Below are 14,639 nucleotides of genomic sequence, written 5' to 3'. Positions count from 1 at the left end.
ATTTTATTTAGGGTAATATGGTTTAGTATGTAGAGATAATGAGTACCGGAGGGATATTAATGGCTTCTCAAGCTAAATGGAGTAAAGAAAAGGATCAAGATGGCGAATTAGTTTTCGAAATTGATCAAGATACAATTAAACAAGGATTAGATACCGCTTTTAAAAAGGTTCGTAAAAATTTGAATGTTCCCGGTTTTCGAAAGGGTAAAGTGCCGCGGCAAATGTTTGATCAAGTTTACGGCGAAGAAGCACTGTATCAAGATGCTTTAAATGCAATTTTACCAACAGCTTATGCAACTGCAGTGGAAGAAGCTCAAATTAAACCCGTGGGCCAACCAACTGTTTCCATAGAAAGTATGGAAAAAGATCAACCTTGGTCGATTAAAGCGACTGTACCGGTTGAACCGGAAGTTAAATTAGGTGAATATAAAAATTTAGAAGTTAAAAAGCAAAATACAGAAGTTACCTCAAAAGACGTACAAGATGAACTAGAAAGATTGCAAAAACAACAAGCGGAACTGGTCTTAAAAGAAGATGGTGCAGCTCAAGAAGGTGATACCGTCGTGATTGACTATAAAGGAACGGTTGATGGTCAGGCATTTGATGGCGGCAGTGCTGACAATTATTCTTTAGAATTGGGCTCTAAGACTTTTATTCCGGGATTCGAAGATCAATTAATTGGCCATCAAAGTGGTGATGAAGTTGATGTAGAAGTTACCTTCCCAAAAGATTATCAGGCTAAGGAATTAGCAGGGAAAAAAGCGCATTTTGCTACGAAAATTCATGAAATCAAAACTAAGGAATTACCTAAGTTAGATGATGATTTTGCGAAAGATGTTGATGAAGATGTCGATAGCTTAGATGAATTAAAGCAAAAAATTCAAGATCGTTTACAAACTGAGCGCAAACAAGCAGCTGATGATGCAATTGAAACAGAAGCGGTTCAAAAGGCGGTCGATAATGCCACTTTTGAAAAAATCCCGCAAGCCATGCTCGACACTGATGTCCAAAATCAAGTAGAACAATATTTAGGTAATATGCAAAGACAGGGTATTAATCCAAAAATGTATTATCAAATTACCAACACCACAGAAGCTGACTTACGTAAGCAATTTATGGACGGTTCCCAAAATCGTGTCAAAACTAGTCTTTTATTGGAGGCTGTAGTACAGGCTGAAGATATTAAAGTTACCGCAGAAGAACGCGACGCAGAAGTCAAAGATTTGGCCAATGACTATCAAATGGATGAAAAAGCAGTTCGAAATGCCTTAGATGACAGTATGTTGGATCATGATATTGGCATTAAAAAAGCTATCGATTTGATTAAGGAATCTGCTGTACAAAAGTAAAAAATAAGCCGTGTCCAAAGCTAAGCTGCGCTATGTAGCTAGTTTGACAGGCTTATTTTTTCAAATTAATGCAATAATCAATTATTGAACCCGCTGGTAATTATTTTCGATGGCTTGAACCGAATTATGATAAGCGGCTTTTTCCGCGTCATTCAACTCTAATGACACAGTTTTTTCAACCCCATGGCGCCCGATAACGGCTAATTGGCCAATATATAGTTGTTCGTGCTCGTCATAAGCACTAACTGGTAGGGCCCGCTGAGCATCACTTAGAACGGCCTCCACATCTAAATTAGCACGTGTGGCGATTCCGTTGTTCGTATATTGTTTGCCAGCGTAGATGACATACCCGCCCTCAACAATTTTTTTAGTTAGTTTGGGCAGATCCAGGTCAAACTTTGTAATTGGCTGTCCGGCAACTTGAACACTAGACCAGACAGGAAACATGGTGTCTCCGTGTTCACCAAAGACGTAACCTGTGACATCATGATAATTACAATGTAAAGTTTCTGCTACTGCGTGGTGCATCCGTGCTGTTTCCAAACCCGTTCCAGTGCCTAAAATTTTATTAGTAGGGTAGTCTAAGTATTCTTGAAGTAACCGTGCAATAACATCACACGGGTTGGTAATCGTGACAATTACTCCCTGGAAACTGGAATTTTTAATTTTGGGAGCTATTTCTTTCACAACCTGACTAGTCATTTGTAGTTCAAAATCACGATTGCCTTTATGTTCGCGCAGTAATTTAATATCACCCGCACAATAAACTAAAACATCTAGATTTCGTAATTGCTCCCACTGCTCGTGGTTATAATCTTGGACGCTCACCGTGGTATCAGTGCCTAACAGAGCAATTTGGTCTTGGAGATCAACTTGCTCTGATTTAACCTTTGCTTCATTTTTATCCACTAAAACTAAATGCCCTATATGTCCCCGCTGAGCCATAAGTAAGGCAGTAGTTGCTCCCACGTGACCTAAGCCAATGATTCCTACTTGATTCATAAACAAAAACATCCTTTCTTAAATTTTGTGCAAAGAAAAGTCAGATCGAACAAGGTCTTTTACTTTTCCTTGTCTGTATGCTACTCTTTTTAAGGCATAATTGGTAGCTCTAATCCAAATGGAGGTAAAATATGTTTGACAACACAGATGAAACTGGAACAATTGTTTGCTCGTTTTGTGGTAAAACTCAAGATCAAGTAAAGCAAATCGTCGCAGGTCCGGGGGTTTATATTTGTAATGAGTGTGTTGATCTTTGTAAACAAATCATTGATGATGCTGTAGATGCCAAGACCGATGATTTATCAATTGAGAATTTACCTTCACCTAATCAAATTATGAAAGTATTGGATCAATATGTGATTGGCCAGCAACAAGCCAAAAAGAATTTGGCAGTGGCTGTTTATAATCATTACCTGCGCATTAATCATCCGTTGGATCCACAAGATAAAAACGGAGTAGAAATGCAAAAAAGTAATATTGCTTTGATTGGTCCAACGGGTTCAGGGAAAACCTATTTGGCACAAACCCTGGCTAAGATTTTACAAGTACCTTTTGCGATCGCTGATGCCACCACTTTAACCGAAGCCGGTTATGTGGGAGAAGACGTTGAAAATATTCTGTTAAAATTATTACAAAATGCGGATTTTAACGTTGAAAAGGCCCAACGGGGAATTATTTATATTGATGAGATTGATAAGATTGCCAAAAAGAGTGAAAATGTCTCAATTACTCGTGATGTTTCGGGAGAAGGCGTTCAACAAGCACTTTTAAAAATCTTGGAAGGGACTATGGCCAATGTCCCACCGCAAGGTGGCCGGAAGCATCCACAACAAGAAATGATCTCCATTGATACAACTAATATTTTGTTTATTGTTGGTGGTGCTTTTGACGGGCTCGACGAAATTATTAAAAGTCGCCTGGGAGAAAAAACGATTGGTTTTGGTACCGACAGTAATAATGTTCAAAGTTTTGATGATCATGATAATCTTTTACAAGCTGTTATCCCAGAGGATCTGATGAAGTTTGGAATTATTCCTGAATTTATTGGACGAATTCCGGTCATTACGACACTGAATCAACTCACTCAAAGTGATTTAGTAGCCATCTTAACGCAGCCCAAAAATGCTTTAGTCAAGCAATATCAACAGTTATTTGCCTTTAATAATGTGCAACTGGACTTTCAACCAGCAGCTTTGTCAGCCATGGCAGATTTGGCTATTAAAAGGAATACAGGGGCGCGGGGCTTAAGATCAATTATTGAAGCTACTTTAATGGATACAATGTATGTTGTGCCCAGTGCTAGTGAAGTGAAAAAAGTCGTTGTTACTAAGGCTGCTGTAGAAGGACAGACGCAACCGCAATTATTGAACAGCCAGGGTCAGGAAGTTAAGGCTTCATGAAAATTACCAGCGTAGCGATGAATTTAAGTGCTGTCAGTAAACAACAGTATCCAACTCAAAATTGGCCGGAGATTGCCCTAGCGGGTCGGTCCAATGTTGGTAAGTCATCGTTAATCAATACCTTGATTCAAAGGAAGAATCTGGCCCGGACTTCTCAGACACCGGGGAAAACCCAAACTTTGAATTTTTATGAAATTAATCAAGCTTTTAATTTAGTAGATGTTCCCGGTTATGGCTATGCCAAAGTTTCTCAAAAGCGACGGGCGGCCTTTGGTCAAATGATCGAAGAATATTTAACTACGCGCCAGCCATTACAGGGTGTCCTTATTTTAGTCGATGGTCGTCATCCACCTACTGCTGATGATGTTTCTATGTATCAATTTGTTCATTATTATCATTTACCTACATTAGTGGTAGCGACGAAAATGGATAAAGTCAAAAAAAATCGCTGGCAACAAACGCAACAGGTGATCGAACAAACCTTGACCTTAAGTCCCGTGGATCAATTCCAATTTTTTAGTGCCGTCACTAAATTAGGGCGTGCAGAAGTTTGGCAATGGATTGAACAACAAATCCACCTTAATTAATTATGAGTGTCAGGTTGAAGCGGTCCCGAAAATCTGCCGGAGATATTAGTAGGACTGAAGTTGCTTAATTGGCAATGCTCAGAATTATATAAGAACTTTATTTGAAGAACTTAACAAAAAAAGACCTTTAAGGTCTTTTTTTGTTGGTTTTTTGCTTTTGATCACGAGCTTTATTTTTATCATCGGCAGCAGCTACTTGTTTGACAGTTTTTTCAACATCATCAGGTAAAGACGCAAATTTATCAAATAAACTACCAAAATCATTTTCTCGGCGTACAGTTAATCCCATCACTATCACTCCTTCACGCTCATATTATATAAAATTACCCCAATAATTGCAAAAGGGTTGGTATTTTGGTTAATAAATAGTAAAATATTCTGGCAATCAAAGGAGTTAAAAGATGGCTAGCGAATATCTGGAACATAAATTAGCTTTACTACCGGATCGTCCCGGTTGTTATTTAATGAAAAATCTTAATGCTAAAATTATTTATGTGGGAAAAGCCAAAAATTTAAAAAATCGTGTGCGTTCTTATTTTAAAAGCTCACATGAAGGTAAGACAGCCAAATTAGTTAGTGAAATTCAAGATTTTGAAACTATAATTACTTCTACTGATAAAGAAGCCTTCTTATTAGAAATCACGCTAATTCAAAAATATCAACCCTATTATAATATTAAACTGAAGAAGGGTACGGGTTATCCTTATATAAAAATTACAAATGAACGCGATCCCCAAATGTTAATTACCGGTCAAGTCAAAAAAGATGGCGGTTATTATTTTGGACCTTATCCTAATGTTTATGCTGCTGAGGAGACTTTGCATTTTCTTCAAAAAGTTTATCCTTTGAGACGTTGTCATGGGCACCAGGGCAGGCCTTGTTTGTATTATCATATGGGACAATGTTTGGGAGCCTGTTTTAAAGAAGTACCGAAGGAAAAATATACAATCCAAATTCAAAAAATTAAACGCTTTTTAAATGGCAATGTTAGCACCGTTAAAAAGAGCTTACTGGCTAAGATGCAAACCGCAGCTAAAAATCTTAAATTTGAACGGGCAGCAGAGTTGCGTGATCAAATTAATTACATCGAACAAACTGTCGAAAAACAAAAAATTATTTCAAATGATCATACACCGCGCGACTTGTTTAATTTCTATGTGGAAAAAGGATATATTTCAATTCAAGTGTTTTTTATTCGGCAAGCGCGCTTAATGAAACGGGAAAAGCGAATTTTTTCCTGTCTCAATACGCCAGAAGAAGAATTAGCCAGTTTTATTTTACAGTTTTATAATCGTAAGAATAATGTTTTACCACGTGAAATTCTCGTTCCTGCTACACTGGATAAAGAACCACTTTCTGAAATTTTACAAGTGCCTTTGCGTACACCCCAACGCGGTCAAAAACGGGATTTAATGGCAATGGCTGGGGAAAATGCTAAACTAACTTTGCAAGAAAAGTTTCGCTTAATGGAATTAGATAACCGACAAACTGTGGGAGCGCAACAACAAATTTTCGCGGCGTTAGGATTACCTTACGGACATGTGATTGAAGCGTTTGACCATTCGCATATTCAAGGTAGTGATGCGGTGTCTGCTATGGTGAGTTTTGTCGATGGTCGTCCGGAAAAATCCAATTATCGCAAATATAAAATCAAAAATGAACTCGAAGATCATAGTGGTGCCGACGAAGCAGCCAATACACGCGAGGTTATTTATCGCCGTTATTCCCGACTTTTGAAGGAACAAAAATCACTGCCTGACTTGATTTTAATGGATGGGGGATTGATTGAGCTACGGGTCGTTTTAGAAGTTTTGCATGACGAATTGGGTATTCAGATTCCGGTCGCAGGTATGGTTAAGGATGATCATCATAGTACCTCACACTTAATTGTTGGTGAGAAGGGTCAGATAGTACCCATGGAGCGTCAAAGCCAAGGATTTTATTTGTTGCAACGCATTCAAGACGAAGTGCATCGTTTTGTCATCACCTATCATCGCAAAACTCATAATAAAAATGCTTTATCTTCGCAATTGGAAAGTATTAAAGGTGTAGGTCCGAAGACACGAACGAAACTTTTACGTCATTATTCGTCCGTCAAACGCATCAAAGAAGCTCCGGTAGCGGACTTAATGAAATTAGGTATTTCAGAAACAGTTGCGCAAACTATTAAGCTGTCACTGTCAACGACTCCGATCCGCAAAATTGGTTCCTAGAGTAATTAAAAAAGACTACGTCGATTAGATGTAGTCTTTTTTATTAAATGGCCGGTTATTAGATTTAGTAAATGTGACGTTTATTATATAAAGCTTCCCAGTCATCCGTAAAATCGGTTAAAGCTTTAGTTAAGGCGCCATTTTCAAAAGCTTTGGTTAAAACGTCTGGTGCAAACGTGACAGCATCTGCACCTGCTTCGGCAGCAGCTGTAATTTGTCGAACACTTTTAATACTGGAGGCCATAATTTTGGTACCATAATGATTATTGGCAGCGTAAGTTTTTAAGGATTTAATGAGCCCAGGAAAATCTCCGTCAATATTTTCTACACGGCTAGTATAAACTGCTAAATAATTAGCATGTTCGGCCATTGCTAACATACCTTGAATGCGAGAATAGGTGGCTGTAGCTGTAATATGACACGGTCCCTGTTTTTTTAAATACTGGATTGCTTTCAGACCATCCAAACTCAAAGGAATTTTAACAAAAACTTCTGAATCCACGTTTTGCCAAACCGCTTGAGCATCTTTTATCAATTGCTCACAATCAGCAGCTACTAACTGAATGTGTAGCGTCCGTTTAGTACCAATTAATTGGCGAATTTTTTTCGCATGTTCAAAAAAATCTACTTTTCCTTCTCGTTTAATAATCGAGGGCGTTAAAGTAACTCCCGCTACCGGGATAATCTCTTGAAATTGAGCAATTTTGTCCAAATTAATGGTATCCAAAAAAAATTCCATAGTTCTGCCTCCAAATATTTGTTTGATAAACCGTTTCCATGGCTAGTATAACAAACTCAGTGACAAACTAGACATTTATTTTGGTTAATTTTAATTATTTTTCAAAATATCATGATCAATGTTTTGTAGTAGGTAAATGCTGCAAAATCTGCAGAATATCACTAAGTGTTTTCTTCCAAGTAATTGAATGTAAATGAGCGCTGGCATTAGCTGTCGTCTTTTGCAGTTGATCCGGATTTTGAAAAAGTTTTAATAATAGTTGTGCTAATTCTGTTTCGTCAAAATGAGTATAAAAACAGCAATTTTGGGGAATAAAATAGCGCCCCGTACCTTCATAAAAATCAATAAAGGGGAGGCCTGTGCTCATCATTTCAAAGGGGACCAAAGAAAAATTAGTCATAGAAGGGGCAATCCCTATATCGCTTTGATGATATAAATTAACTAATTGCGGTTGCGTTAATTTCCCCAAATTGTGGCCATTAATAAAGGTTTCTTCTTTTTTAGTACCAAAATAATTAATTTCTAATTGGTAACCTTTTTCTTGTAAAATCTTTTCACAATTGCGGAGTACAATCTCGATATTAATCGGCGCCCGGCGGGGACTGGTGAATTTCGTATAGACTGCTAATTGAAAAACCTTTTTTTGAGGATAAGCCGCAAAATCACGTTTGCTTAAGGGATATTTTTCTAAAGCAACCGGAAAATTAATTGCAGCTATGGGGCTCTGCACTTGACAGTTTTGTTCAATCATTTGTTTACACCATGGACCTAAGGAAACCATATGCAAACCCAATTCATAAGTGCGTTTCGCCAGTTGATAGCGGTCACCAAAGGGATAAAAATATGGTTCATAATCTTGGACAAAATATAATTTATATCCTGGTAAATTCTTAATGATATAGGCTGACTCCCATAGCGTAGCAATCCAGATATCCGATTGATGCCGTTTTAAATCCTTCATTTCTACGCAAATTCCTTGATAACCCGGATAATTGAATTCCGCATTATTTTCCATTTCCGTTTTACTTTGGGGAACATAGCTCTGGTAATAGACTTCGTAACCAGCTTGCGTCAATAAAGTTCCTAAGTGAAGCATGGTGGTTTGTCCGCCATCATAGGCAATAATGCCCGTAGTGACAAAAGTGATCGTATGGTAGCTGGATTTTAGGTCTTGTTGCACTGGTTGATTGTTAAAGTAATCTAAAATAGTATCGTAGTCATGAATATTTCCCTCCTGTACGGGTGCGACTTGTGTTTCAATTGGTTCTACCAAAATACATAGACCTCCTTAATTTAATTTAAAATTGTGTTAGTGCTTTCAATGTCCCTAACTATCTTCAATGTACCACTTTTGACCAATATTGGCTTAATTATCAAAATTAAACAATATTTGAAACTTGAATTTGAGTTAAATTTAAAACTTTTAAAATATCAGCCACTTTTCCAGGAGAAATGCCTCCGCTAGGCAAAATTTCAATTTGGCGGTGGGACCATTGTATAACTTCCTGCAAGTGCTTGATGTTTAAAGGTTTATTTAAAGATCCGCCATGAGTGACAATGCGTTGAAAGTTATTAGCAATTAACCACTGTATAGCTAAGGGTTGATTATTAATTTGGTCGAAAGCGCGATTAAAAATTAAATTGATAGGTGGCAAATCCGTTAAAATCTGTTGGAGTTGCGTCGTATTAATTTGATGATGTGAAGTTAATAACCCTAATGAAATTCCATCAGCCCCGAGCTGGGCAATCATGTGTGTATCTTGCTGGATAATTTGAACTTCTGCGGCCGAATAGATGAAACTACCGCTGCGCGGACGCACCGTAACGATTACGGGGACACTTTGTGCATGGGCGAACGCGATCGTTTGGCGAATGTTGGCCCAACTGGGCGTTAAGCCACCCACTGATAAGGCCGCATTCAATTCTATACGTGCTGCACCACGCTTAATGGCCCGCACCGCACTACGATAATCGCTAACGCGAACTTCTCGAATCAAAGGAATCACCTCCATAATTTAATTTTAATATACCGCAAAACCTAGGTTTTATTATTCTTAAATTTGTATGTAGAAATACTAATGTGTTAATAGACAAAAAAGTACTAGCCCGTAAGTTACTTTCTGATTAGCAAATAATTTAAGTTATTACTTATCTAAAGATTATGTTTTGCCATGTTTTATATTAAAAAAAAGATAGCTAAATCTAAAATTTAACTATCTTTTTTTGCTCTAATTCATTTTTAATTTGCGGGTTGTACTTCTTGAGAAGCCGGTTTCCATAGACCGTAAATAATGCCAGCTACTAAAGCTCCTAAAATGACCGATAGTAAGAACAGCCAAGGTTGATTAGAAAGAGGAGCGACGAAAATGCCACCGTGAGGTGCAGGCACATTGACATGCCAGAACTGAGTTAAACCGCCACCAATTGCAGCGCCAATGACGCTTGAGACTATAACATGGAGTGGATCAGCAGCAGCAAAAGGAATAGCACCTTCAGTAATAAATGCTGCTCCCAAAATGTAATTGCTCATTGCGGCTTGGTGTTCAGCTTGTGTAAATTTTTTACTCCAAACAGTGCAGGCAAAAGCAATTGCAAGCGGCGGAATCATACCACCAGCCATAACAGCGGCCATCAAAGCGCCATCTTTGGTAGCAGTAAAAGTACCAATAGCAAAAGCATAAGCGGCTTTATTGAAGGGACCTCCCATATCTAAAGCCATCATGCCGGCCAGTAAAGCCCCCAGTAATACGGCATTGCCGGTACCCATAGTGGTTAAGAAGTGGGTAATAAATTGATTAACCACGGCAAAGATTGGGTCAATGATAAAGAACATAATTGCTCCCACAAGCAAGAGACCGAATACCGGATAGAGGAGCATTGGTTTCATTCCATTCAGCGATTGAGGAATTTTGGCGAAAGCCTTCTTGAGAAGGATAATAACCCATCCAGCAATGAAACCACCCAGCAGACCACCAATGAAACCTGCAGGACTTTCTGAGTGTAGAAAACTAGCTGAAGCTTGCGAGGCCATGTAACCAGCCACAAATCCAGGCATCAAAGCGGGCAAGTCAGCCATGGAAACGGCAATATAAGCCGCTAAAACCGGAATTAAGAAACTAAATGCATAATTACCAATACCATTGAAGAATAAGAAAGTTGTAGATTTAGCACCGACCATATTCTCTAACAGAAAGGAAAGGGCCATTAAAATTCCGCCGCCAACAACAAACGGCAGCATATGTGAAACACCATTCATTAAATCATCGTAGACACGATTCCATAAGGACTTGCCTTCACCATCATCGGAAGTATTAGTAGCTCCGCTTTCAGTAGGATCCGCATGGTAAATCGGGGCTTTGCCGGATTCCACTTTTTCAATCAATTCTTGGGCTTTATTAATACCGTCGATGACCGGCCGATTTAATAGTGGTTTGCCGTCGAAACGGGGCATATCGACTTTTTTGTCGGCCGTTAAAATGACCCCGTCAGCGCGTTTGATTTCCGCGGCAGTTAATTTATTTTTAACTCCTTCAGAACCGTTGGTTTCAACGCGGATATCAACCCCCATTTTTTCAGCTTGCTCTTTTAAGGCTGCTTCGGCCATATAGGTATGGGCGATTCCGTTAGGACAGGCACAAACGGCTACTACAAATTTCTTGTCGGAATCCGTTGCATTTTCTGCCGGGGCTTGCGCCTTTTTTTGCGCCTCAGCTTGATCTTTGGCCTCTTTTTTGGCTTCGGCTGCGTCAAATAACGCTTGGACTTCCGTTGGGGTTTGCGCTTTTTTCAGATCAGCTACTAATTTGGGATCAATTAATAAGGCTGACAATGCGGCTAAAGCCTGCAGATGCAAGGTATCGGCGCCTTCTGGAGCCGCAATCATAAAGAACAAGTAAACAGGTTGACCATCCAAAGCATCGTAATCTACGCCGGCTTTGCTTTTAGCAAACATCACGGTAGCTTTTTTAACGGCTTTATCGCGGGCATGCGGCATGGCAATGCCATCGCCAATGCCCGTACTAGTTTCGGCTTCGCGTTTTAAAACATCTTGCTTAAATAACTCAACGTCATCAATCACACCATGTTTAGCGTAGTTGGCAATCATTTCATCAATTACGGCTTCTTTGGTGGTTGCCTTTAAATCCATGATCATGACATCTTGACGTAATAGTTCTTTGAGATCCATGATAATTAAACTCCTTTACTGTAATTGCGTGACTGTAATCTTTTGGTATACCTCATTGATATCAGACAAAGTGGCGAGGTCTTCACAAAAAGCGGTTGCAGAACCACAAGCTGCCCCATAATGAAAGCTTTCCTGGAGATCATGCGTTTGCATGTAGGTACCCACAAAGCCAGCAATCATCGAGTCACCAGCACCGACAGAATTTTTTACTTGACCGTGCGGAGCATTACATTGATAAGCGTGCTTTTCAGTAACTAATAAAGCGCCATCGCCGGCCATCGACACCAAAACATGTTTGGCACCTAATTGTAACAACCGCTTTGCTGCTTGAATTATATCGTCTAAATTATTAAAAGTGGTAGCAAAGAGCTCGGCTAATTCATGATGATTCGGCTTAACCACCAAAGGCCCTAACTGTAAGGTATCTAATAGTGCCTGTCCGGTTGTATCAATTACAAATTCGGCGCCTTGTTGCGTAATTTGTTGAGCAATTTCTAAATAAAAATTGTTATCCAAATTACGCGGCAAACTCCCGGACATGATCACTACATCGCCTTGAGTGAACGGAGTTAATTTTTCCAGAAAAGTTTGCTTTTCAGCAGTTGTAATCGCAGGTCCTTGACCATTGATTTCCGTTTCCTCAGTGGCGGTTTTTAACTTAATATTAATTCGAGTATCATCTTTAACCCGAACAAAATCCGTTTGGAGTTGGTGGGCACTTAATAAGGTAGTAAAAAAAGTACCGGTGGCGCCCCCAATAAAACCTAAAGCAGTAGAATCCAAACCTAATTGTTGTAAAATGCGAGAAACATTAATCCCTTTGCCGCCGGGCAGCTTGACATCATCAATAGCGCGATTAATACTGCCGGATTTCAATTGAGACAACTGTAAAACGTAATCAATTGAAGGATTAGCCGTAATGGTATAAATCATTTTTTAGCCTCCAATATTTTGGTTTGTTGTGATAATAGTTGATAAGCAGCAGGCGGCAAACAATCAGTAATTAGTGTCGCAGCTTTTAAATCTGCAAATTTACTAAAACGAACTTGCTGATATTTAGTGGCATCACTCAAAACATAGGCCACTGTAGCTTGTTGCACAGCCAGTTGCTTGACGGCTGATTCTTCCGCGTTGGGGGTGGTATAACCATACTGTAAATCAAAACCATTGGTACCCATAAAGGCACGGTCGAAATGACAATTGGTCAAATATCTGGTGAGACTCAATCCAACCGCGGCCTTGGTCGAACTGCGTAATTGGCCTCCTAATACAATAGTAGGGATCTGATAATCAGCTAACAGTGAGGCTGTATTCACGCCATTTGTCACAACTAATAAGTTTTGCCGATGAACTAGTAACGGAATCATGGCACTCGTGGTAGTGCCGGAATCCAGGTAAATTACTTCGTCATCTTGGACTAAGTTAGCTGCATAAGTGGCAATGGTGCGTTTTTGCGCTAAATTAACTTGTTGGCGTTGACCGATTTGAGGTTCAGTTCGCAAATTATTGGCAATCAATTTGGCGCCGCCGTGAACACGAGTTAATAATTGTTGCTTTTCTAAATTAATCAGGTCTCTACGAATCGTTGATTCTGATGAATGAGTCAACTGACATAATTCCTCGACCGTGATAATTTCTTTTTGCTGCAGTTGTCCTAAAATAAGCTGTTGACGCTTTGCTGTAATCACTTACATATCACCCCATGAATATAATACGACATTTTCTTTCAAAATCAATTAAAAATACTCAAAAAGATCCAAAAACAGTCAAATAATATTTTTGACGTTTAATGCACAGATTGGTAAGAATTTTAAACTAAAATATGGTAGAATTACTGATTGACTAAATATAGGGAGGATCCCAATGTTTGTTGACAAAGTCACGATAAAAGTAAAGGCTGGAAAGGGTGGCGATGGAGCGGTCGCCTTTCGTCATGAAAAGTTTGTCCCTAATGGTGGTCCAGCCGGCGGTGATGGTGGTGAAGGCGGTAATGTTATCCTTAAAGTAGATACTGGTTTACGGACTTTAATGGATTTTCGCTATCAACGTCAGTTTAAAGCAGCGGCTGGTGGCAATGGGATGATTAAATCCATGCATGGGGCTAATGCCCAAAATGTCTGGATCAGTGTGCCTCCGGGGACTGTGGTAACGGATTTAGACACAGATACCGTTTTAGGTGATTTAACAAAAAAAGATGAGGAACTGGTTGTGGCTCATGGTGGTCATGGTGGTCGTGGCAATATTCATTTTGCTAATTCGCGCAACACCGCTCCCGAAATTGCTGAAAACGGAACACCGGGAGAAGAACGAAACTTACAACTGGAATTACGTGTTCTCGCCGATGTTGGTTTAGTTGGTTTCCCTTCGGTGGGAAAATCGACGTTATTATCAGTCGCTACTGCGGCTAAACCCAAAATTGCTGCTTATCATTTTACAACTTTGGCACCCAATTTAGGTATGGTTCAATTAGCTGATGGTCGTGATTTTGTAATGGCCGATTTGCCCGGACTGATTGCAGGAGCAAGTACGGGCGTCGGGTTAGGATTTCAGTTTTTGCGACACATTGAACGGACGCGGGTACTTTTGCATTTGGTGGAAATGGATCCGAATAATGGCCGCGATCCAGTAGCTGACTATCAGCAAATACAACAAGAGTTAAAAAATTATGATGCAAAATTATTAAAACGGCCACAAGTGATTGTGGCTACGAAGATGGACTTACCAGGTAGTCAAGAAAGATTAATGAGTTTTGTAAAAACTTTGCAGTTACCTCAAGATGCGGTTTATCAAATCTCAAGCGCCACGCATCAAGGTGTGGACGAGTTGTTAAGACATGTCGCTACTGTTTTGGCAGATGCTCCCACACTGCAATCAACGGTATCGAAGCAGGCAATTCAAACTAAAAATTATCATTATCAACCTCAGCAACAAGAACAAGCAATTCAAGTACAGAAAGTGGGCGATAACACTTACACAGTGACCAATGTGGCTGTGAGCGCCCTCTTACAACGAAGCAATCTCAATTATCAAGATGGTGTTTTACGTTTTGCCCGAAAATTACGTAAAATGGGGGTAGACGATGCTTTGTTAAAAGCTGGAGCTAAAAGTGGCGACACTGTGATTATCGACGATTTTGAATTTGAATTTATGTAATTAATTTAAC

The 14,639-nt window shown here is 39.4% G+C and carries 13 protein-coding genes; 5 read left to right on the top strand and 8 right to left on the bottom strand.

What is annotated here, in order from left to right:
• The first annotated feature begins 59 nt into the window (after positions 1 to 59).
• Complete coding sequence (gene tig, locus JG30_RS04705) at positions 60 to 1,349, top strand: trigger factor (protein WP_046316584.1); 1,290 nt, start codon at positions 60 to 62, stop codon at positions 1,347 to 1,349.
• 81 nt (positions 1,350 to 1,430) lie between these two features.
• Here the strand turns inward: tig and JG30_RS04700 are convergent, their stop codons facing one another.
• Entirely contained in the window at positions 1,431 to 2,351 is a 921-nt protein-coding gene (locus JG30_RS04700; RefSeq protein ID WP_046316582.1) for a lactate/malate family dehydrogenase, read from the bottom strand.
• 131 nt (positions 2,352 to 2,482) lie between these two features.
• On the opposite strand from JG30_RS04700, the gene clpX reads away from it, so the two are divergent.
• Positions 2,483 to 3,751: an ATP-dependent Clp protease ATP-binding subunit ClpX gene (gene clpX / locus JG30_RS04695; RefSeq protein WP_046316580.1), complete on the top strand. Its 1,269-nt coding sequence runs from the start codon at positions 2,483 to 2,485 to the stop codon at positions 3,749 to 3,751.
• Entirely contained in the window at positions 3,748 to 4,338 is a 591-nt protein-coding gene (gene yihA, locus JG30_RS04690) for a ribosome biogenesis GTP-binding protein YihA/YsxC (RefSeq protein ID WP_046316578.1), read from the top strand. The genes clpX and yihA overlap by 4 nt, the downstream gene beginning before the upstream one ends.
• A gap of 127 nt (positions 4,339 to 4,465) precedes the next feature.
• Here the strand turns inward: yihA and JG30_RS09065 are convergent, their stop codons facing one another.
• Positions 4,466 to 4,627, bottom strand: coding sequence for an SPJ_0845 family protein (locus tag JG30_RS09065; protein WP_179854028.1), 162 nt, complete (start codon positions 4,625 to 4,627; stop codon positions 4,466 to 4,468).
• Positions 4,628 to 4,739: 112 nt separating this feature from the next.
• On the opposite strand from JG30_RS09065, the gene uvrC reads away from it, so the two are divergent.
• Positions 4,740 to 6,551, top strand: coding sequence for an excinuclease ABC subunit UvrC (gene uvrC, locus JG30_RS04685; protein ID WP_046316576.1), 1,812 nt, complete (start codon positions 4,740 to 4,742; stop codon positions 6,549 to 6,551).
• Between the two features lie 64 nt (positions 6,552 to 6,615).
• On the opposite strand, the gene JG30_RS04680 is transcribed toward uvrC, so the two are convergent.
• The 6 genes from JG30_RS04680 to JG30_RS04655 form a co-directional block, all read right to left on the bottom strand.
• On the bottom strand, positions 6,616 to 7,290 hold the full coding sequence (locus JG30_RS04680) for a fructose-6-phosphate aldolase (RefSeq protein ID WP_046316575.1): 675 nt from the start codon (positions 7,288 to 7,290) through the stop codon (positions 6,616 to 6,618).
• Between the two features lie 115 nt (positions 7,291 to 7,405).
• Positions 7,406 to 8,566 (bottom strand): glycosyltransferase family protein, encoded by a 1,161-nt coding sequence (locus tag JG30_RS04675; protein WP_046316573.1) that lies wholly within the window; start codon positions 8,564 to 8,566, stop codon positions 7,406 to 7,408.
• Positions 8,567 to 8,669: 103 nt separating this feature from the next.
• A complete protein-coding gene (locus tag JG30_RS04670) occupies positions 8,670 to 9,287 on the bottom strand; it encodes a copper homeostasis protein CutC (RefSeq protein WP_046316572.1) in 618 nt (205 codons plus the stop codon).
• Positions 9,288 to 9,529: 242 nt separating this feature from the next.
• Positions 9,530 to 11,476: a PTS fructose transporter subunit IIABC gene (locus JG30_RS04665; protein ID WP_046316570.1), complete on the bottom strand. Its 1,947-nt coding sequence runs from the start codon at positions 11,474 to 11,476 to the stop codon at positions 9,530 to 9,532.
• A 15-nt stretch (positions 11,477 to 11,491) separates the two neighbouring features.
• Entirely contained in the window at positions 11,492 to 12,409 is a 918-nt protein-coding gene (gene pfkB / locus JG30_RS04660) for a 1-phosphofructokinase (RefSeq protein ID WP_046316569.1), read from the bottom strand.
• The gene (locus JG30_RS04655) at positions 12,406 to 13,164 is read right to left on the bottom strand and encodes a DeoR/GlpR family DNA-binding transcription regulator (RefSeq protein WP_046316567.1); all 759 of its coding nucleotides are present in this window, start codon (positions 13,162 to 13,164) and stop codon (positions 12,406 to 12,408) included. The genes pfkB and JG30_RS04655 overlap by 4 nt, the downstream gene beginning before the upstream one ends.
• 169 nt (positions 13,165 to 13,333) lie before the next feature.
• Here JG30_RS04655 and obgE point away from each other — a divergent pair, with 169 nt between their 5' ends.
• A complete protein-coding gene (gene obgE, locus JG30_RS04650) occupies positions 13,334 to 14,629 on the top strand; it encodes a GTPase ObgE (protein WP_179854042.1) in 1,296 nt (431 codons plus the stop codon).
• Positions 14,630 to 14,639: the final 10 nt, after the last annotated feature.

Source organism: Bombilactobacillus mellifer (assembly GCF_000970795.1).
Classification (GTDB): domain Bacteria; phylum Bacillota; class Bacilli; order Lactobacillales; family Lactobacillaceae; genus Bombilactobacillus; species Bombilactobacillus mellifer.
This window is presented reverse-complemented; position numbering and strand designations above follow the sequence as displayed.

Excerpts from the sequence above, each read along its gene's own strand:
- tig (WP_046316584.1), top strand. The coding sequence starts at position 60 with ATGGCTTCTCAAGCTAAATGGAGTAAAGAAAAGGATCAAGATGGCGAA.
- yihA (WP_046316578.1), top strand. The coding sequence starts at position 3,748 with ATGAAAATTACCAGCGTAGCGATGAATTTAAGTGCTGTCAGTAAACAA.
- clpX (WP_046316580.1), top strand. The coding sequence starts at position 2,483 with ATGTTTGACAACACAGATGAAACTGGAACAATTGTTTGCTCGTTTTGT.
- JG30_RS04680 (WP_046316575.1), bottom strand. The coding sequence starts at position 7,290 with ATGGAATTTTTTTTGGATACCATTAATTTGGACAAAATTGCTCAATTT.
- uvrC (WP_046316576.1), top strand. The coding sequence starts at position 4,740 with ATGGCTAGCGAATATCTGGAACATAAATTAGCTTTACTACCGGATCGT.
- JG30_RS09065 (WP_179854028.1), bottom strand. The coding sequence starts at position 4,627 with ATGGGATTAACTGTACGCCGAGAAAATGATTTTGGTAGTTTATTTGAT.
- JG30_RS04665 (WP_046316570.1), bottom strand. The coding sequence starts at position 11,476 with ATGGATCTCAAAGAACTATTACGTCAAGATGTCATGATCATGGATTTA.
- JG30_RS04700 (WP_046316582.1), bottom strand. The coding sequence starts at position 2,351 with ATGAATCAAGTAGGAATCATTGGCTTAGGTCACGTGGGAGCAACTACT.
- pfkB (WP_046316569.1), bottom strand. The coding sequence starts at position 12,409 with ATGATTTATACCATTACGGCTAATCCTTCAATTGATTACGTTTTACAG.